At 66.2% G+C, this 17,340-nt stretch carries 16 protein-coding genes; 9 read left to right on the forward strand and 7 right to left on the reverse strand.

All coding sequences use genetic code 11. The features are described 5' to 3' along the window. Positions 1–66 precede the first annotated feature (66 nt). The 6 genes from avrBs3 to zwf form a co-directional block, all read right to left on the reverse strand. Positions 67–3,744: a type III secretion system effector avirulence protein AvrBs3 gene (gene avrBs3, locus ACCQ13_RS11295; protein ID WP_274391943.1), complete on the reverse strand. Its 3,678-nt coding sequence runs from the start codon at positions 3,742–3,744 to the stop codon at positions 67–69. Between the two features lie 539 nt (positions 3,745–4,283). Beyond that, positions 4,284–4,943 (reverse strand): bifunctional 4-hydroxy-2-oxoglutarate aldolase/2-dehydro-3-deoxy-phosphogluconate aldolase, encoded by a 660-nt coding sequence (locus tag ACCQ13_RS11300; RefSeq protein ID WP_104605136.1) that lies wholly within the window; start codon positions 4,941–4,943, stop codon positions 4,284–4,286. A gap of 51 nt (positions 4,944–4,994) precedes the next feature. Continuing rightward, the gene (gene edd, locus ACCQ13_RS11305; protein ID WP_104605134.1) at positions 4,995–6,911 is read right to left on the reverse strand and encodes a phosphogluconate dehydratase; all 1,917 of its coding nucleotides are present in this window, start codon (positions 6,909–6,911) and stop codon (positions 4,995–4,997) included. A 212-nt stretch (positions 6,912–7,123) separates the two neighbouring features. Then, positions 7,124–7,843 carry a 6-phosphogluconolactonase gene (gene pgl / locus ACCQ13_RS11310; protein WP_104605132.1) on the reverse strand — a complete coding sequence of 240 codons (720 nt, stop codon included), beginning with the start codon at positions 7,841–7,843 and terminating at the stop codon, positions 7,124–7,126. Continuing rightward, complete coding sequence (gene glk / locus ACCQ13_RS11315; protein ID WP_104605130.1) at positions 7,840–8,847, reverse strand: glucokinase; 1,008 nt, start codon at positions 8,845–8,847, stop codon at positions 7,840–7,842. Before glk ends, pgl begins: the two co-directional genes overlap by 4 nt. Next, complete coding sequence (gene zwf, locus ACCQ13_RS11320) at positions 8,844–10,274, reverse strand: glucose-6-phosphate dehydrogenase (protein WP_159407194.1); 1,431 nt, start codon at positions 10,272–10,274, stop codon at positions 8,844–8,846. The genes glk and zwf overlap by 4 nt, the downstream gene beginning before the upstream one ends. A 140-nt stretch (positions 10,275–10,414) precedes the next feature. On the opposite strand from zwf, the gene ACCQ13_RS11325 reads away from it, so the two are divergent. Together ACCQ13_RS11325 and ACCQ13_RS11330 are read left to right on the forward strand one after the other, a co-directional pair. Beyond that, entirely contained in the window at positions 10,415–10,570 is a 156-nt protein-coding gene (locus ACCQ13_RS11325; RefSeq protein ID WP_159407195.1) for a hypothetical protein, read from the forward strand. A 123-nt stretch (positions 10,571–10,693) separates the two neighbouring features. Then, positions 10,694–11,788, forward strand: coding sequence for an ABC transporter ATP-binding protein (locus tag ACCQ13_RS11330; RefSeq protein ID WP_159407196.1), 1,095 nt, complete (start codon positions 10,694–10,696; stop codon positions 11,786–11,788). Positions 11,789–11,940: 152 nt separating this feature from the next. Here ACCQ13_RS11330 and ygfZ read toward each other — a convergent pair whose 3' ends face one another. Beyond that, entirely contained in the window at positions 11,941–12,813 is an 873-nt protein-coding gene (ygfZ, locus tag ACCQ13_RS11335; RefSeq protein ID WP_159407197.1) for a CAF17-like 4Fe-4S cluster assembly/insertion protein YgfZ, read from the reverse strand. Between the two features lie 39 nt (positions 12,814–12,852). Between ygfZ and ACCQ13_RS11340 the strand changes: the two genes are divergently transcribed. From ACCQ13_RS11340 to ACCQ13_RS11370, 7 genes are all read left to right on the forward strand, one after another. Next, positions 12,853–13,023, forward strand: coding sequence for a DUF1674 domain-containing protein (locus tag ACCQ13_RS11340; RefSeq protein WP_167526904.1), 171 nt, complete (start codon positions 12,853–12,855; stop codon positions 13,021–13,023). 56 nt (positions 13,024–13,079) lie between these two features. Then, positions 13,080–13,472: a succinate dehydrogenase, cytochrome b556 subunit gene (gene sdhC, locus ACCQ13_RS11345; RefSeq protein ID WP_104605120.1), complete on the forward strand. Its 393-nt coding sequence runs from the start codon at positions 13,080–13,082 to the stop codon at positions 13,470–13,472. Beyond that, a complete protein-coding gene (gene sdhD, locus ACCQ13_RS11350) occupies positions 13,469–13,855 on the forward strand; it encodes a succinate dehydrogenase, hydrophobic membrane anchor protein (RefSeq protein ID WP_159407199.1) in 387 nt (128 codons plus the stop codon). The genes sdhC and sdhD overlap by 4 nt, the downstream gene beginning before the upstream one ends. 34 nt (positions 13,856–13,889) lie before the next feature. Then, positions 13,890–15,680: a succinate dehydrogenase flavoprotein subunit gene (gene sdhA, locus ACCQ13_RS11355; protein ID WP_104605118.1), complete on the forward strand. Its 1,791-nt coding sequence runs from the start codon at positions 13,890–13,892 to the stop codon at positions 15,678–15,680. Between the two features lie 114 nt (positions 15,681–15,794). Further along, complete coding sequence (locus ACCQ13_RS11360; RefSeq protein WP_104605116.1) at positions 15,795–16,577, forward strand: succinate dehydrogenase iron-sulfur subunit; 783 nt, start codon at positions 15,795–15,797, stop codon at positions 16,575–16,577. 109 nt (positions 16,578–16,686) lie between these two features. Then, a complete protein-coding gene (locus tag ACCQ13_RS11365) occupies positions 16,687–16,935 on the forward strand; it encodes an FAD assembly factor SdhE (RefSeq protein WP_104605114.1) in 249 nt (82 codons plus the stop codon). Next, entirely contained in the window at positions 16,886–17,338 is a 453-nt protein-coding gene (locus tag ACCQ13_RS11370; RefSeq protein WP_159407200.1) for a hypothetical protein, read from the forward strand. Before ACCQ13_RS11365 ends, ACCQ13_RS11370 begins: the two co-directional genes overlap by 50 nt. The last annotated feature ends 2 nt before the right edge of the window (positions 17,339–17,340 follow it).

Here is a 17,340-nt window from a genome sequence, read left to right on the forward strand (position 1 = left end):
AGCTCATTGAGTGAGAGGTTTATTACACCCATCCCTGCCAACGCTCAGGTAATCCCCGACTGAGCCTCACTGAGGAAATAGGTCCATCAACCATGCCATCTCCTCTTCGTTGAATGCCGGGAAATCATCCGCCGCCCCTGCGAAGGGGTCCGCGTCTTGTTCCCAGATCATGGTGCTGGACGCTGCCAGATCGGCCTCCATGGGTGTACCAGGATCCGGGAGGCCGCCCCCGATCCTGGTACGCAGGCGTTTTACACCCCAGCTGAGGGGGGGGGCATGCAGCCCATCGCGCTGTTCGGGAACGCGCACCTCGACAGTTTGCTGTGCGAAGGAGCCGGTGACAGAACTCTCCGATCGGGACCGTTTACGGCTGCTGCTTGCCAGCGCCTGGCCCGCCCGGTCTATTGGGCTGGGCGCATCCAGCTCACGCTCCAGCGAATCGGCGAATGCATGCAAAGACGCCTGGTCCGGCGTTTGAGCCGAAGCACAGGACGGTTTGGCCCCTTTCATCCCTGATGCCTGGAGGATACGGTGCCAACGCTGCGGGGCTGGGGGGAGCGTTCCACTGCGGGCTTCGAGTTCGGTGACGCCCACTCTGCGAAATAGCTGTAACAACCCGTGCCTGCTCATCCCGAACTGCGTCATGGCTTCATCAAATGCTTGCGCTGGGTGGGAGTGGCACTGGAAAAAACTCAGCACGCGAGCCACTTGCGCGTGGTCGGCAACGCGATGGGACGGGCGTTCGGGAAGACGGCGATTGGTTCTTTTGATCAAGGTCGGCGCGTGCGGCAATCCCTTTTTCACTGCCTCCAGCGCAGGACGCCCGCCGAGGCAGGCCAAGGCAACGAGGTGGTCGTTGGTCAACGCGGCCAACGCCTGATCAGGGCGAGATAACTGGGCAAAAATGCTCTCCAGCGCCTGCTTGCCGCCATCGTGGCTGGCGATGGCCACCACCTGGTCCGGGGTCAGGCCATGGGCCTGGCACAGCACCGGCAACAGCCGCTGCACCGTCTCCAGCGCCGGCTTGCCGCCATCGTGGCTGGCGATGGCCACCACCTGGTCCCGGGTCAGGCCATGGGCCTGGCACAGCACCGGCAACAGCCGCTGCACCGTCTCCAGCGCCTGCTTGCCGCCGTTATTGCTGGCGATGGCCACCACCTGGTCCGGGGTCAGGCCATGGGCCTGGCACAGCACCGGCAACAGCCGCTGCACCGTCTCCAGCGCCTGCTTGCCGCCATCGTGGCTGGCGATGGCCACCACCTGGTCCGGGGTCAGGCCATGGGCCTGGCACAGCACCGGCAACAGCCGCTGCACCGTCTCCAGCGCCTGCTTGCCGCCGCCATTGCTGGCGATGGCCACCACCTGGTCCCGGGTCAGGCCATGGGCCTGGCACAGCACCGGCAACAGCCGCTGCACCGTCTCCAGCGCCTGCTTGCCGCCATAGTGGCTGGCGATGGCCACCACCTGGTCCCGGGTCAGGCCATGGGCCTGGCACAGCACCGGCAACAGCCGCTGCACCGTCTCCAGCGCCTGCTTGCCGCCATCGTGGCTGGCGATGGCCACCACCTGGTCCCGGGTCAGGCCATGGGCCTGGCACAGCACCGGCAACAGCCGCTGCACCGTCTCCAGCGCCTGCTTGCCGCCGCCATTGCTGGCGATGGCCACCACCTGGTCCCGGGTCAGGCCATGGGCCTGGCACAGCACCGGCAACAGCCGCTGCACCGTCTCCAGCGCCTGCTTGCCGCCGCCATTGCTGGCGATGGCCACCACCTGGTCCCGGGTCAGGCCATGGGCCTGGCACAGCACCGGCAACAGCCGCTGCACCGTCTCCAGCGCCTGCTTGCCGCCGCCATTGCTGGCGATGGCCACCACCTGGTCCCGGGTCAGGCCATGGGCCTGGCACAGCACCGGCAACAGCCGCTGCACCGTCTCCAGCGCCTGCTTGCCGCCGCCATTGCTGGCGATGGCCACCACCTGGTCCCGGGTCAGGTCATGGGCCTGGCACAGCGCCGGCAACAGCCGCTGCACCGTCTCCAGCGCCTGCTTGCCGCCATCGTGGCTGGCGATGGCCACCACCTGGTCCGGGGGCAGGCCATGGGCCTGGCACAGCACCGGCAACAGCCGCTGCACCGTCTCCAGCGCTTGCTTGCCGCCATCGTGGCTGGCGATGGCCACCACCTGGTCCGGGGTCAGGCCATGGGCCTGGCACAGCACCGGCAACAGCCGCTGCACCGTCTCCAGCGCCTGCTTGCCGCCATCGTGGCTGGCGATGGCCACCACCTGGTCCGGGGTCAGGCCATGGGCCTGGCACAGCACCGGCAACAGCCGCTGCACCGTCTCCAGCGCCTGCTTGCCGCCATCGTGTCTGGCGATGGCCACCACCTGGTCCGGGGTCAGGCCATGGGCCTGGCACAGCACCGGCAACAGCCGCTGCACCGTCTCCAGCGCCTGCTTGCCGCCATCGTGGCTGGCGATGGCCACCACCTGGTCCGGGGTCAGGCCATGGGCCTGGCACAGCACCGGCAACAGCCGCTGCACCGTCTCCAGCGCCTGCTTGCCGCCGTTATTGCTGGCGATGGCCACCACCTGGTCCGGGGTCAGGCCATGGGCCTGGCACAGCACCGGCAACAGCCGCTGCACCGTCTCCAGCGCCTGCTTGCCGCCGTTATTGCTGGCGATGGCCACCACCTGGTCCGGGGTCAGGCCATGGGCCTGGCACAGCACCGGCAACAGCCGCTGCACCGTCTCCAGCGCCTGCTTGCCGCCGTTATTGCTGGCGATGGCTAACACCTGGTCCGGGGTCAGGCCATGGGCCTGGCACAGCACCGGCAACAGCCGCTGCACCGTCTCCAGCGCCTGCTTGCCGCCATCGTGGCTGGCGATGGCCACCACCTGGTCCGGGGTCAGGTTCAGGGGAGCGCCCGTCAGTGCATTGCGCCATGCATGCACTGCCTCCACCGCGGTCACGCCGCCACGTTTTGCAATCTTGAGAAGTTGGCCTGTGTCCAACTGTAATGGTGGACCTCTCAACTCTCCCGACACCGTGAGCAATGCTTCCAGGGCGCGTGCGCCGGACCACTGCTTGCCGACGCCAACGATGTCTTCATGTGTCGCCTCCGGCAACGCCGCGATCATGGCCTGGTACTTGACAGCGACGGTCCCTAATGCTGCCGGGTGTTGGCTGAGCGTAACGATGTGCGCATGTGTAAACCCATGGCCGATCAGTGCCTCGTGGTGCTGTGCTACTGTCGAACGAGCATTCGGTTTGATCTTCTCTTGCTGCTGCTGGCTGTAGCCAAGCGTGCATAGATCCACCTGCGCGGCCGGCGAAGCGTCGGGGGGGGGCGCAGCACGCCGTCGCGGCGCCGGCTTGGCGCGCGGCGGCCGCGCGGCCGTCACAGCGACGTGCACGGTGGGTTGCGGGTCATCGGCTGCACGCAGACCCGATTGCATCTCATCCCCCTCTCCTGAGGCAGCCTCTGTATGAGGAGCGCCGAAGGCAGACATCGAATCAAAAAGCGATGTATCAAGAAGCCACGGATGGAAGAACGCAGGCAAGGGGGCAGGGGGAGACGGGACACGGGGCCGGGACATCGTCCGTCGAGCGGGCAAGCCATCCAGGGGGCTGCCAGCAGGCGGAGACCCCCCACGATCTGCAGTCGGCTGCGGCTGAACCCTATCCGGCTGGGGTCTGGCCAGAAGTTCGTGGGTAGGACTTGGCAGGCGCGGACGAATGGGATCCATCAGGCATACCTCATTTATAGGAAAGATGGTCGCCTCAAGAGTAAAAGGTCTCTGGTCCCTCCACTCCTTGCCGAATCCGCATGGCAGCACACAACTTCGGGGGATCCTGACAACTCTAGACGACCGGGGTTGAGGCGCAGACATGAAGGTGATCCTGGACCCGTATGGAGGGCCGGCAGGAAGTTGTGAAAAATTTCTTTTCTGACAGCAAGTTAGCTCACTTTTGGCTGTTTTTTACACGAATCCCTGCCGACCCTCGGCATCGGCTCTTCGGCGCGGCACATCCCTGTGCCGCTCTCCGCCAATCCCAGGCCACGCTGCCGCCTCGGTTTGTCATTGTCATCGCTTCTAACAACAAAAGTCGCTTGGCCAGCGACGTTTTGAACGATCTTTGCCAGCTTGCGATCGAGAGTTGGAGTGGCAACTACCACGCATCAGCACTTGGTCGCCAAACCTTGTTGAAAGAATCAACACGTCCTTTCTGACGAGCACATCCAATCACATAGGTCATCAAGTCGCCGACCAAAGCGCCCAGGCAATCAACCCGCCCGCACCTGCCGTACGATCGCCGCCGCCTTGGCCGAGCTGTCCTTGACCTTGTCCCACTGGCCCTGGGCCAGCCAGTCCTTGGGCACCATCCACGACCCGCCGATGCAGACCACATTCGGCTGCGACAGGAACTCGGCGGCGTTGGCTTCGCTGATGCCGCCGGTGGGGCACAGCTTGAGGTCGGACAGCGCGCCGGCCAGACCCTTGAGCATCTGCAGGCCGCCCACGGCGGTGGCCGGAAACAGCTTGCATACGCGGAACCCCAGGCCCATCAGGGTCAGCAGTTCGGTCGGCGTGGCGGCGCCGGGCACCGCCGGGATCGGCGCATCGGCCAGCAGGCGCGCCAGCGGGGCAGGCGTGCCTGGAGTCACCAGGAAATCCGCGCCGGCATCCACCGACTGACGCAGCTGCAGTTCGCTCAACACGGTGCCGGCGCCGATCACGATGTTGGGCAGTTCGCGCTTGAGCATGGCCAGCGCATCGATCGCCACCGGCGTGCGCAGGGTCAGCTCGATGGCGGGCAGGCCGCCTTCCAGCAGCGCGTCGGCGACGCGGCGTGCCTGGTCCAGCGTATCGACGGTGACCACCGGCAGGATGCCGGCGTCGCGCAGCAGCTGTTCGGCGGTGTTCTGGGTCTGGGCAATCGTCATTGCAACTCCGTTGGACGGCGGCCGCCGAAGCGGTCGCCAAAGTGGGAAGGATCAGGCGTCCTTGGACTCGTGCGGTGCGTCGGCAGCAGCGGCGTCGGCGCCCAGTTCGTATTCGGCGTCGTAGCTCCACAGCGCGCCGTCCGGATGGGTGGGACCGCAGGAAATGGAGATCGCGCCCTGGTCGGCCGGGCCGACGACCTGGCGGTTGATGGCGAACAGGTTGCGGCCCAGGTCGTTGCCGGCCACCGTGGTGTTCGGCGCGACCTCGCGCGAGGCCCATTCTTCGGCCGACACCAGCACTTCCAGGGTGCCGGCTTCGCCATCCAGGCGCACGATGTCGCCCTCGCGCACGCGCCCGATCGGGCCGCCGCGCGCGGCTTCGGGAGTCAGGTGGATGGCCGCCGGGAACTTGCCCGACGCACCGGACAGGCGGCCGTCGGTGACCAGCGCCACGCGCCGGCCCTGGTTCTGCAGCAGGCCCAGCAACGGTGCCATCGAATGCAGTTCCGGCATGCCGTTTGCCCGCGGGCCCTGGTAGCGCAGCACCACCACGAAATCGTGCGGCAGCACGCCGGCTGCATGCAGCTTGTTGAGCACCTGCGGGGTGTCGATCACCACGGCAGGCGCCTGGATGCTGCGGTGCTGCGGCTTGACCGCCGACAGCTTAATCAGCGAACGGCCCAGGTTGCCGCGCAACAGACGCAGGCCACCCTGGGCTTCGAACGCAGCGCTGACCGGCCGCGCGACGCTGTCGTCGGCGGTGGTCGCGGTGCCGGGCACGTAGGTGACCTTGCCGTCCTGCAGGCGCGGCTCGTTGACGTAGGCGCGCATGCCGCCTTCGACCACGGTGGGCAGGTCGTCGTGCATGTAGCCGGCGTCCATCAATTCGCGGAACACGAACGCGGTGCCGCCGGCGGCCTGGAAGCGGTTCACGTCGGCTTCGCCGTTCGGGTAGACGCGGGTCAGCAGCGGCACGGTCTGCGAGATCAGGTCCATGTCGTCCCAGGTGAGCACGATACCGGCCGCACGGGCCACTGCAATCCAGTGGATGGTGTGGTTGGTGGAGCCGCCGGTGGCCATCAGCGCGACCACCGCGTTGACGATGGCGCGTTCGTCGATCAGGCGGCCGAACGGGCGGAAATCCTGGCCCAGTGCAGAGATCGCCAGCGCACGCGCGGTACCCTCGCGGGTCAGCGCATCGCGCAACGGCAGTTCCGGGTTGACGAACGAGGCGCCGGGCAGCTGCACGCCCATCGCTTCGAGCAATACCTGGTTGGAGTTGGCGGTGCCGTAGAAGGTGCAGGTGCCGGGCGAGTGGTAGGACGCCGATTCGGCTTCCAGCAACTCGGCGCGGGTGGCTTCTCCGGCGGCGTAGCGTTCGCGTACTTCCGCTTTTTGCTTGTTCGGAATGCCGGGCGTCATCGGGCCAGCCGGCATGAAGATCGCCGGCAGGTGCCCGAATGCCAGCGCGCCGATCAGCAGGCCCGGCACGATCTTGTCGCACACGCCCAGGTACACCACGCTGTCGAACATGTCGTGGCTCAGGCCGATCGCGGCGGCCTGGGCGATGTTGTCGCGCGAGAACAGCGACAGCTCCATGCCCGCGCGGCCCTGGGTGACGCCATCGCACATCGCCGGCACGCCGCCGGCCACCTGCGCGGTGGCGCCGAGCGCACGCGCGGTGTCGCGGATCAGCTGCGGATAATGCTCGAACGGCTGGTGCGCCGACAGCATGTCGTTATAGGCGGTGATGATGCCCAGGTTGGGCGTGGCCGCGCCGCGCAGGCGCGATTTGTCGGTGGGCTCGGAGGCCGCGAAGCCATGCGCGAGATTGCCGCAGCTCAACCGGCTACGGAACGGACCCTCACGCAGGGCGGCATTGATGCCGGCCAGATAGGCCGCGCGCGAGGGCGCGCTGCGCTTGCGGATGCGGTCGGTGACAGCTTGGATGTTCGGATGCAGGCTCATTGGCTACCGGCTATGAGAAACGGGGAAGGGGATGCGTTGACACGAATTCCTGCAGCCCTGGGGCGCAGGATGTTGTAACCGAGGCCGAGTAAGCCCTGTGGCGGCCATGCGCTGCCGACGCTGTGCTGGCCCTGCACCGGGCAGGAACGTTGCGCAAGCGTGCGGTGCGGGATCGCCGTGCAGCACGGCCTGCATGACCGGTACACGGCACATCAGGCACACCAGTGCACGCGCAGCGGTGGTCCAGGCTGCTGCAGGGCCACCCGGATTGGGTAGGCGTTGATCTCTTCGCCGGCCAGCGCCGCCTGCAGGACCTCGAGCTTTTGCTTGCCGCGCAGCAATAGCAGCCGGCTGGGAATCGGTGCCAGCCCGGCGGGGGTCAGGGTGATGCGCAGCGGCCATTGGTTGGCACCGGGGCAGCCGGTGGCATCCAGGGAGGCGTAGGGCTGGGGGCTGGCCAGGGCCTTGGGCAGGTCGGTGGCTCCTGGAAACAGCGAGGCGGTGTGCCCATCGCCGCCCATGCCCAGCGCCGCCAGGCACGCGGGTTCGGCATGCCTGGCCTGCAGGTTCGCCGTGTGCACGCACTCGGGCAGCTGCTTGCCAGGGCGCACCAGCGGAATGAAGGTTGCAGCCGCCGCGTGGGTCAGGAAGCTGTGCCTGACCAGCCATGCGTTGCTGTCCTGGTCCTGCGGCGACAGCCAGCGCTCATCGACCAGGCCGACTTCCACGCGTGACCAGTCCAGCGGGCGATGCGCCAGCGATTCATAGACAGGTGCAGGCGTGGTCCCGCCGGAGAGCAGCATGCGTGCCTGCCCGCGGCGGGAGATCTCCTGCTCCAGCAGATCAGCCATTTCGCTGGCCACCGCCTCGGTCCACTCGGCCGGGTCGTCGTAACGCACCAGGACGATGCGCGGGTCGCTTGGCAGGCTCATCGCTGCTCTCCTGGATGCTTGCGCTGCGCGTCCACCGCATACGCCGCGGCGCCGAGCAAGCCGGCATGCGGGTGCATCACCGCCAGCGAAGGCACCCTGGACATGATCGCGGAGAACCGGCCCTTGTGCTCGAAGCGCTGGCGAAAGCCGGAATGCTGCAGCGAATCCAGCACCTTGGGCACCAGCCCGCCGGTGAGGAAGACGCCGTCCCAGGCGCCCTGCATCAGCACCATGTCGCCGGCAATGGCACCGAAGATGGCGCAGAACAGGTCGATGGTGCGCCCCGCGCGCGGGTCACCGGCCGCCGCACGGGCGGTGATGTCCTTGGGTTGCAGCGGGCCGGGATCGACACCGGCGATCTCGCTGAGCGCACGGTGGATGTTGACCAGGCCCGGGCCGCAGATCAGGCGCTCGTTGGACACTCGCCCGAATTGCTCGGACAGGATCTCCAGGATGCGGATTTCTTCCGGCGTGCCCGGCGGAAAGCTGACGTGGCCGCCCTCGGTCTCCAGCGGAAAACAGCGCCCATTGCGGATAATCAGGCCGCCCACGCCCAGGCCGGTGCCTGGGCCGATCACGCCGTAGTTGCGCGGCTGATCGATGGGGGCGGGCCGCCAGCTGGCGCCGCCCACCTGCACCACGTCCTGCGGGCGCAGCAGGCTGATCGCCATTGCCTGCGCGGCGAAGTCGTTGATGAGGTGCAAGGTGCTGAAACCCAGCATGCTGGCGGTGCGCGTGCGCGAAATTACCCACGGATGGTTGGTGATGCGTGCTTCATCGCCATCCACGCGCCCGGCCACGGCGAACACGCCCTGAGTGGCCTGCACGCCGATCTGGTCCAGGTAGTAGCGTGCGGCTTCGCCAAGCGAGGCGAATTCCACCACCGCGAATTCGCGCGAGGTGTCGTCCAGCAACGGCACCGAGGCGTTCACATCGGCCAGTGCGAAGCGCGCATTGGTCCCGCCGATATCGGCAACCAGCACCGGCTTGGAAAGAGCGGTCATGCGTTGTTTCCCTGTGCGTCGGTGGCCGGGGGCAGGAACGGGGCGGCCGATTCCGGCCCCCAACTGCCGGCCGGGTAGAGCTGTAGTGGCAGCGCCGCGCTCTTCCAGGCATCGCTGACACTGTCGATCCAGGCCCAGGCGGCCTTGACCTCGTCGTCGCGCACGAACAGCGCCGGGTTGCCGTTGAAGGCATCGGCGAACAAGCGTTCATAGGCAATGCGGCGGTGCAGGCCGGTCGGCACCGATAGCTCCAGCTCCAGCGGCTGCAGTTCGATCGCACCCCATTCCGGGCCGGCCAGGCTGCTCATCAGGCCCAGTTCGATGTTTTCCTGCGGCTGCAACTGGAAGGTCAGGCGGTTGGGCACCGCATTCTGCCGGCCCGGCCGCTCGAACAGCCAGTGAGTCACCGGCTTGAGCGTGACCACGATGCGGGTGGAGCGTTCGGCCAGGCGCTTGCCGGTGCACAAGTGGAACGGCACCCCGGCCCAGCGCCAGTTGTCGATGTGCGCGGTCACCGCGACGAAGGTTTCCACGTCGCTGCCTTCCGGCGGCTGGTAGGCCTGCGCGGGCTGGCCATTGATGCTGCCGGCGGTGTAGCGGCCGCGCACGCTGTCGTGCGCGGCGTGTACGGCGGTCATCGGGCGCAACGCACGCAGCACCTTGACCTTCTCGTCGCGGATGCGGTCGGCTTCCAGCGAGGCCGGCGGCTCCATCGCCACCAGGCACAGCAGCTGCAGGATATGGCTCTGCACCATGTCGCGCAGCGCACCGGAACGGGCGTAGTAGGCATCGCGCCCGTCCACGCCTTCGCTTTCGGCCACCAGGATTTGCACCGATTCGATGTAGGTGCGGTTCCAGACCGCCTCCAGCAGGGTATTGCCAAAGCGCAGTGCCACCAGGTTCTGGACTGCCGCCTTGCCCAGGTAATGGTCCAGGCGGAACACGCGGTCTTCGTCGATCAGCGCGCCGATCGACTGCAGGATCTCGCGGGCGCTGTCCGAATCGTGGCCGATCGGCTTTTCCAGCATCAGCCGGTGCGGCGCCGCCAGTGCGCCACCCAGGGCCAGGCCCTGGCAGGTGCTGATGTACAGGCCCGGCGGAATCGCCAGGTAGCTGACAATCTGGCGGCTTGCCAGCTCACGCACCGCCTCGGCCACCGATTCGGCGTTGCGCAGGTCCACCGAGCGGTAATCGACCCGCTGCAACAGCGCCTGGATCTGCGCGGGCGTGGCGATCGGCAGTGCGTCGGTCAGGCGCGGGCGCAGCACCTCGCGGAACGCCTCGGTGTCGTGCGGCGACAATGCCAGTGCAAGGATGCGAAAGTCGTCGGGCAGCAGCCCATCGATGAACAGGCGCAGCAAGGAGGGGAACAGATAGCGCTGGGCAAGATCGCCGGTGGCGCCAAACAGGATCAGGGTGTTGTGCATGGAGCGCGTTTCGGATTCTGGGGACATCGTTATCAGCAGCTTGGCGGAAAGGCGCCGGGCAGCCGGCGGTCGGTGGGTCTGTTCCTGCACGACACTTGCGTGGGCGCAGCGGGGGATGGACGCTCACGCCCAATCCCCGATTGTTGCAGCAACTGGCGGTCAGCGGCGAGCGCATCGACGGAGTGGCGGCAAATGCGCGGCGCAATGGCGACACCGCATCGCTGCCAATGCCATCGATCACGGCCGCATGGCGCGATTGCGGCATGATTCCTCACGCAGCCGATGTTGCCATGTGAAAACGATTACATGTCAGAATAAACCAATGCATTCGTTTGCAGGGACACTCCTTGCGGGTGGGTCGGTCGTCACTGCCGTCGGGAGGGCCGAGGGCAGGGCGCATACACAGTTGAGGCCGAACGATGGCGAAAGTGCAGCTGGAAGGGGTCCGCAAGGTCTACGACAACGGCCAGGTGGCGGTGCAGGGCGCGAGCTTCGAGGTCGCCGATGGCGAGCTAATGGTGTTGGTGGGGCCATCGGGCTGCGGCAAGTCGACCTTGTTGCGCATGATCGCCGGGCTCGAAGACATCAGTGCGGGCACGCTGAGGATCGGCGAGCGCGTGGTCAACGACGTGGCGCCCAAGGACCGTGACATCGCCATGGTGTTCCAGAGTTACGCGCTGTATCCGCACATGACCGTGGCCGAGAACCTGGCCTTCGGGCTCAAGCTGCGCGGCCACCCCAAACAGGTGATTGCCGAGCGCGTCAACAACGCCGCCGCGTTGCTCGGGCTGACTCCGATGCTGGACAAGCTGCCCAAGGCGATGTCCGGCGGCCAGCGCCAGCGCGTGGCGCTGGGGCGGGCGATGGTGCGTGAATCGTCGGTGTTCCTGCTCGACGAGCCGCTGTCGAACCTGGACGCAAAGCTGCGCCACAGCGTGCGCACCGAGATCGCGCAGCTGCACCGCAAGCTCGGCACTACCATGATCTACGTCACCCACGACCAGGTCGAAGCGATGACGCTGGGCCAGCGCATCGTGGTGCTCAAGGACGGCGTGATCCAGCAGATCGACAGCCCGATGGCGCTGTACGACCGCCCGGCCAACCTGTTCGTGGCCGGTTTCCTGGGCAGCCCGGCGATGAACCTGCTGCAGGGCCGGCTGGAGGAGCAGGACGGCCTGCAGTTGCTGCTGGCCGATGGCTGGCGTGTGCCATTGGGTGCCGCGCAGGTGGATCGCCGCTGGTTCGGCCAGGATGTGATCGTCGGGGTGCGACCGGAGCACTTGCAGCCATCCAGCGATCCAGCGTTGGGCTTTGAGGCACGTATCGAGGTGATCGAGCCGGTGGGCAACGAGATCTTCCTCAACCTGGATCGCGGCGGGCAACCGCTGGTGATCCGCGTCGCACCGCAGGCCTTGCCGGCGGTCGGTCAGCCGCTGCGACTGGCGCTACGCAGCGATGCGCTGCACTTCTTCGACCCAGCGACTGGCGAGCGTTTGACCCTTGCCACTGCCTGAGCACGGCGTTGCGCTGCCGGCGTCTCCAGGCCGGTAGCGGAACAAAACAGGTGCTCCATGCCTGTGCGGGACAATGCTGGCTGCACGCTTCCCATCGCCGCCGTTCGGGCGTGCGCGGCCCGGGGCCCTGCCAATACAGACGCGGGTATGCCTCAGCGCGCCAGCCCAGGCACCATCTGCAGCAATCTGGCAGGAACATCCCCTGCCGTCAGCGCCATGCCGTCGCCGATGACCAGCTCCAGCGGTAGCACCGCCAGGGCCAGGGTGCCGGCGACGCTGACCACGGTGCCCACCTCGGCGCCGTCCAGGCTGATCGCATCGCCCAGCGCGACGGCGGTGTCGCTGTCGAGCAGGTGCACAGCGCGCTTGGCCTTGCCGAGGAAATGTGTACGCGCCACGATTTCCTGGCCGGGATAGCAGCCCTTCTTGACGCTGAAGGCCTGCAGGCGGTCGAGTGCCAGTTGCTGCGGGGTCCACTGCTCGCGCTGCGCCTGCGGCAGGCGCACCAGGCCCAGGTGCAGATCGGCGCATCGCCATTGGGCGTCGATGCCGGGCAGATCGATAGGCGCAGCCAATGCCTCGCTTGTCAGCAGCACCAATGTGCGCGGCAGGGCACTGCTGCCGAAATCCAGTTCGATGTGCTGCGCAGCGATGGCCGCCTGTGCGCCTTGTGCCTGCTGCGGCGCCTGGAAGCCGGCATAGGCCGCAAGCGTGGCCACTGCGATCTTCAGCTTGCGCCGGAACACGAAACGCCCCAGTTGCGCGGCGATCTCGGCCGCGTTGCCATCGGGCAGCATCATCAGCAGGTGCGTGTCGTCCTCACGCAGGAGTGCGAAGATGGCGATCACGCGCCCCTTCGCCGTCAACCACGCATTCCATTGCCACTGCCCGATCGCCAGCGCCTGGACGTCGTTGGCAAATTGCGCATGCGCGAACGCCACCGCATCCGCCCCGATCAAGCGGACGTATTGCATGTCGTGCAGGGAGCCAAAACCCTGCGGAATAAGATTCAGGTTGTCAGCCACGGAAGGGGAGGACTAAAATCGCAACGTTGTGAGACCACTATGATAGGCCATCCAACCCCCACGCCAGCGCAGAATTCCGAGACGCAGCCTTCCTCTCAGGAGCATATTCCCGAGACGCAGCCCCTGCCCAAGGAGATCGGTGGGCGCGACGGCCCCGAGCCGACGCGCTATGGCGACTGGGAAAAAAATGGACGCTGCATCGATTTTTGAGCAGCCTTTAGCCACAGCGGCCTAATGCCGCCCAGCCGAGATAACGAGCCCAGCGAATGGCGATCCGCGAACGTCCCACTTCCCCACATCTGCAGGTATATCGCTGGCAGATCCAGATGGCGACCTCGATCCTGCATCGAGCCACCGGCGTCATTCTTTCCGGAGGGGCGCTGGTCATTGCCGTCGCTCTGCTGGTGTTGATGCTTGGGCAGGACCACTGGTCGTGCCTCACCCAACAGCTGGGCGCCTGGTATGGCCAGCTGTTCCTGTTTGCATGGTCATGGGCGTTTGCCTATCACCTGTCCAACGGCATCCGCCACATCGTGCAGGACTTCGGCCACGGCTTCAGCATCCCGGCCTTCGTGCGGAGCAGCTGGACCTCGGTGGTCGCCAGCCTGGTCATCACCGCCGCGATCTGGGCCTACGTCTTGACCGGAGCCGCCGCATGAGCCGTTACCGTACCCCGTTGAAGACCGTGCGCGGCCTGGGCGCCGCCAAGACCGGGACCGAGCACTTCGTGCTGCAGCGCCTGACCGCTACGGCGCTGGTGGTGCTGGCGATCTGGTTCGTGGTGTTCGTGCTGAGCCTGCTCGGTTCCGACTACCCGACCGCAGTGGCGGCGGTCTCCAAGCCCTGGAATGCCGTATTGCTGGTGGGTTTCCTGGTGGCGATGTTCTGGCACGCGCAGCTTGGGCTGCAGGTCGTGCTCGAGGACTACATCCACAATTCGCTGCTGGCACTGGCGTTGCAGACCACGGTGAAGTTCATCGCCGTGCTTGGCGTGATCGTCAGCATTTTCGCAGTGGCGCGCATCGCGCTGGGCGGTGCCTGAGTCATCGGGCGCACTGAACAGGAATCCAGATTAGATGTCCGCTTACAAGATCACTGAACACAAGTACGACATGGTCGTGGTGGGCGCCGGCGGTGCCGGCCTGCGCGCAACCTTCGGCCTGGCCCAGAAGGGTCTGCAGACGGTTTGCCTGACCAAGGTCTTCCCGACCCGTTCGCACACCGTGGCGGCGCAGGGCGGTATTTCCGCCGCGCTCGGCAACATGGGTGAGGACGACTGGCGCTACCACTTCTACGACACCATCAAGGGGTCGGACTGGCTGGGCGACCAGGACGCCATCGAATACATGTGCCGCGAAGCGATTCCGGCCATCATCGAGCTGGAACACTACGGCGTGCCGTTCTCGCGCACCGAAGAAGGCAAGATCTACCAGCGTCCGTTCGGCGGCATGACCACCAAGTACGGCGAAGGCCCGTCCGCGCAGCGCACCTGCGCCGCCGCCGACCGCACCGGCCACGCGATGCTGCACACGCTGTACCAGCAGTCGCTTGCGCACAACGCGCGTTTCATGATTGAGTATTTCGCGCTCGACCTGATTTTCGACGAAGAAGGCGTCTGCCGCGGCGTGCTCGCGCTGGACATGGCCGAAGGCTCGCTGCACCTGTTCCGCGCCCATGGCGTGGTGCTGGCGACCGGCGGCTACGGCCGCGCGTATTTCAGCGCAACCTCCGCCCATACCTGTACCGGCGATGGCGGCGGCCTGGTGATGCGTGCCGGCCTGCCGATGCAGGACATGGAGTTCGTGCAGTTCCACCCCACCGGCATCTACGGTGCGGGCTGCCTGATTACCGAAGGCGTGCGTGGCGAAGGCGGCATCCTGCGCAACAGCAACGGCGAGCGCTTCATGGAGCGCTATGCACCGCACTACAAGGACCTGGCTTCGCGCGACGTGGTGTCGCGTTCGATGACCATCGAAATCCGCGAAGGCCGCGGCGTGGGCGAGCACAAGGACCATATCCTGCTCGACCTGACCCACCTCGGCCCGGAAGTCATCAACGACAAGCTGCCCGGCATTGCCGAGAGCGCGCACATCTTTGCGGGTGTGGACGTGGCCAAGCAGCCGATTCCGGTGCTGCCGACCGTGCATTACAACATGGGCGGCATTCCCACCAACTACCACGGCGAAGTCGTACGCAAGCAAGGCGACAACCCGGATGCGGTGGTCCCCGGCCTGTACGCCATCGGCGAAGCGGCCTGCGTGTCGGTGCACGGCGCCAACCGCCTGGGCTCCAACTCGCTGCTGGACCTGGTGGTGTTCGGCCGCGCAGTGGCTAACCGGTGCGCCGAGACGGTCAAGACCAACCAGCCGCACAAGCCGTTGCCGTCCGATGCCTGCGACAAGGCGCTGGGCCTGCTGGACAAGTTGCGCCACGCCAACGGCTCCACGCCGACCTCGGTGATCCGCGACAACATGCAGCGCACCATGCAATCGGACGCGGCGGTGTTCCGTACCAGCAAGACACTGAAGGAAGGCGTGGACAAGATGGCGGAGATTTTCGCCACCTTCGAAGACGTCAAGGTGTCGGACCGCTCGCTGGTATGGAATTCGGACCTGATCGAGACCTACGAATTGAACAACCTGCTGCTCAACGCAGTGGCGACGATCAATTCGGCCGAGCAACGCAAGGAAAGCCGCGGCGCGCATGCGCACGAGGACTTCCCCGACCGCGACGACGTCAACTGGCAGAAGCACACGCTGGTCACCGTGGACGACAAGGGCCAGTGCGATTTCGATTATCGCCCGGTCCACATGTACACGCTGAGCAAGGAAGTGGATGTGGTTCCGCCGAAGCCGCGCGTCTACTGACCAAAGCCGGGAATCGGGAATCGGGAATCGGGAATCGAATGCGGCGCAAGCGCGCTTCGTGTCCCGGCTTTCCGATTCCCCATTCCCCAATCCTCATTCCCGGATTTTAAAGCCATGGCAGAGTTCACCCTCCCCAAGAATTCCAAGATCGGCAAGGGCAAGCATTACCCTGCTCAAGGTGCCAAGAACACCCGCACCTTCAAGGTCTACCGTTGGGATCCGGATGGCGACGCCAATCCGCGCACCGACAGCTACGAGATCGATCTGGACAAGTGCGGTCCGATGGTGCTGGACGCACTCATCAAGATCAAGAACGAGGTCGACCCGACCCTGACCTTCCGCCGCTCCTGCCGCGAAGGCATCTGTGGTTCGTGCGCAATGAACATCGACGGCACCAATACACTGGCCTGCACCAAGGCGATTGCCGCCTGCGGCAAGGCCGAGGTGCCGATCTATCCGCTGCCGCACATGGACGTCATCAAGGACCTGGTGCCGGACCTGACGCATTTCTATGCGCAGTACGCCTCGATCAAGCCGTGGATCCGCACCCAGACCCCGGCACCGCCGGACCGCGAGCGCCTGCAGTCACCGGAAGACCGCAAGAAGCTCGATGGCCTGTACGAATGCATCCTGTGCGCCTGCTGCTCGACCAGCTGCCCAAGCTACTGGTGGAACGGTGAGCGTTATCTGGGGCCTGCAATCCTGCTGCAAGCCTACCGCTGGATCATCGACTCGCGCGACGAGGACACCGGTGCGCGTCTGGACGACCTGGAAGACCCGTTCAAGCTGTATCGCTGCCACACCATCATGAACTGCGCACGCACCTGCCCGAAGGGCTTGAATCCGGCATTGGCCATCGCCGAGATCAAGAAGCTGATGATGGCGCGTCGCGCCTGATCGCACGGCAATATGGTCCCGCCCGGCGGGATGTGGTTTGCAGCGGCACCGGCCCCAGGTCAGGTGCCGCTGTCGTTTTCGGCCCGCCGCGGGGCGGGGGGAGAGAGGGATGGACGAAGAGACCTTGCTGAAGAAACTGCGCTGGCGTTGCCGGCGCGGCATGCGCGAGCTGGATCAGTTGTTCGGCCGCTACCTGGACCGCCGCTGGGCGCAAGCACCTGCGGCAGAGCGCGCGGTTTTCCTACAGCTACTGGATTGCGAAGACGATAAGTTGTGGCGCTGGTTCATGGGATACGAGGCCTGCCCCGATGCCGATAACGCCGCCCTCATCGCCGATATCCGCGCCATGCCGGCTTGATTGGCGGCCTTCGCGCGCTCTAGCCTGCGCGCTGGTGCTGATGGCGCTGTTGGCCCAGTGCGCGGTATGGCGCTGCGGCGTGCCGATCTGGGCTGCGCTGTTGTTGTCCGGCTATGCCGCGCTGCTGGGCACGGATTCGCTGCGCCGGCTGTTGCGCTCGCCGCTCCGTCAGCTGGTGGTGCCGTGGAGCGATGCGGCGGCCAGCGTCGACGGGGAGCGGGTGGAAGACATGCAGGTGCGGTGGCGCGGGCCGATCGCGGTGGTGTCCTGGCGGGGTACCGCTAAACGCCGCAATCGGCTGCATTTCTGGCCGGATACCCTGCCGGCAGCGCAGCGACGTGAACTGCGTCTGGCCGCCCAGGCGCATGCGATTTCGTCTCGGGCGCTGCAAGTGGCACCATAGCG

Origin of the sequence: Xanthomonas sp. NCPPB 1638 (assembly GCF_041475635.2) — a bacterium.
In the GTDB taxonomy this organism is placed as follows: domain Bacteria; phylum Pseudomonadota; class Gammaproteobacteria; order Xanthomonadales; family Xanthomonadaceae; genus Xanthomonas; species Xanthomonas cucurbitae.

What these genes read in the sequence shown, in the direction of transcription:
- edd (WP_104605134.1), bottom strand. Translation starts at nt 6,911, where the DNA reads ATGAGCCTGCATCCGAACATCCAAGCTGTCACCGACCGCATCCGCAAG.
- pgl (WP_104605132.1), bottom strand. Translation starts at nt 7,843, where the DNA reads ATGAGCCTGCCAAGCGACCCGCGCATCGTCCTGGTGCGTTACGACGAC.
- ACCQ13_RS11370 (WP_159407200.1), top strand. Translation starts at nt 16,886, where the DNA reads ATGCCGATAACGCCGCCCTCATCGCCGATATCCGCGCCATGCCGGCTT.
- sdhA (WP_104605118.1), top strand. Translation starts at nt 13,890, where the DNA reads ATGTCCGCTTACAAGATCACTGAACACAAGTACGACATGGTCGTGGTG.
- ACCQ13_RS11330 (WP_159407196.1), top strand. Translation starts at nt 10,694, where the DNA reads ATGGCGAAAGTGCAGCTGGAAGGGGTCCGCAAGGTCTACGACAACGGC.
- sdhD (WP_159407199.1), top strand. Translation starts at nt 13,469, where the DNA reads ATGAGCCGTTACCGTACCCCGTTGAAGACCGTGCGCGGCCTGGGCGCC.
- ACCQ13_RS11300 (WP_104605136.1), bottom strand. Translation starts at nt 4,943, where the DNA reads ATGACGATTGCCCAGACCCAGAACACCGCCGAACAGCTGCTGCGCGAC.
- ACCQ13_RS11365 (WP_104605114.1), top strand. Translation starts at nt 16,687, where the DNA reads ATGGACGAAGAGACCTTGCTGAAGAAACTGCGCTGGCGTTGCCGGCGC.
- ACCQ13_RS11340 (WP_167526904.1), top strand. Translation starts at nt 12,853, where the DNA reads ATGATAGGCCATCCAACCCCCACGCCAGCGCAGAATTCCGAGACGCAG.
- avrBs3 (WP_274391943.1), bottom strand. Translation starts at nt 3,744, where the DNA reads ATGGATCCCATTCGTCCGCGCCTGCCAAGTCCTACCCACGAACTTCTG.
- glk (WP_104605130.1), bottom strand. Translation starts at nt 8,847, where the DNA reads ATGACCGCTCTTTCCAAGCCGGTGCTGGTTGCCGATATCGGCGGGACC.
- zwf (WP_159407194.1), bottom strand. Translation starts at nt 10,274, where the DNA reads ATGCACAACACCCTGATCCTGTTTGGCGCCACCGGCGATCTTGCCCAG.
- sdhC (WP_104605120.1), top strand. Translation starts at nt 13,080, where the DNA reads ATGGCGATCCGCGAACGTCCCACTTCCCCACATCTGCAGGTATATCGC.
- ACCQ13_RS11360 (WP_104605116.1), top strand. Translation starts at nt 15,795, where the DNA reads ATGGCAGAGTTCACCCTCCCCAAGAATTCCAAGATCGGCAAGGGCAAG.